Annotated in this window: 1 protein-coding gene; it reads left to right on the top strand. The window is 34.1% G+C overall.

The window, feature by feature from the left end:
- Positions 1-59: 59 nt before the first annotated feature.
- On the top strand, positions 60-965 hold the full coding sequence (locus tag AC4AGG_RS16560; protein WP_489773128.1) for an IS1595 family transposase: 906 nt from the start codon (positions 60-62) through the stop codon (positions 963-965).
- Positions 966-983 lie beyond the last annotated feature (18 nt).

Genomic DNA, 983 nt, shown 5'->3' with positions numbered 1-983 from the left:
TTTGAATATCCGTAATTAGTAATATTTTTGTATATTTGTTTATCTATCAGTCAATTATTATGAATTTATTTAGTTTTACGGCACACTTTGGCAGCGAAGAGGATTGCAGAAATCATTTCAAACAGCAGAGAGACCAACTTGGAGTGGTTTGCAAATGTGGAAGCAAAGAACATTTTTGGATCAAGAGTATTTGGCAATACCAATGTAAGAAATGTAGAAGTAGAATTTCTTTACGAAGCGGTACCATTATGCAGAACTCGAATCTATCGTTTTTGATATGGTATAAGACGATGTTTTTAATGAGTGTAACGAAGAAAGGATTTTCGGCAAAAGAAATTCAAAAACAGTTAGGTTTGAAGCGATATGAACCCGTTTGGGCAATGGTACATAAGCTAAGGAAGGCGATGGGGAATCGTGATGCAAGATATACCTTAGAGGGAATGATTGAGTTTGACGAAGCTTACTTTACAGTAGAATCTAGCGAAATAGAACAAGAGAAAGGGATAAGAGGGAAAGGCGCAGTCGGGAAACAAAACGTAGCCATGATGGCAGAATCTACCCCATTAGAAGATGTAGTGACAGGAAAAAAGGAAAAGCATGTTCGATATTTTAAAGCTAAAGTTTTAGATGGACATTCTAGCGAAGACATTAATGAAACAATAAAGGAATCTATTGATAGCCAAAGTATAGTTTTTACAGATAAAAGTACTTCTTATGTTGATATTGCAGATTTTGTAGAACTTCATATTGTGGAAAAAAGTTCAAAAGAAACAACAGAAGAAACATTGAAATGGGTTCATATAGCCATTAGCAACGCCAAAAGAAACTTGCTTGGTAATTACCACAAAATAAAAAGGAAGTACCTTCAATTGTACCTCAATGAATTTATTTACAAACTCAATAGAAGATATTTTGGGGACAGACTCTTTGAAAGGCTTGTTATTGCTAATATTACAGGATTATGATTGAAAACGGATATTCAA

Source organism: Chryseobacterium sp. CG10_8 (assembly GCF_058117085.1).
The sequence above is the reverse complement of the archived record's forward strand: the minus strand, read 5'-3'. Positions and strand labels throughout refer to the sequence as shown.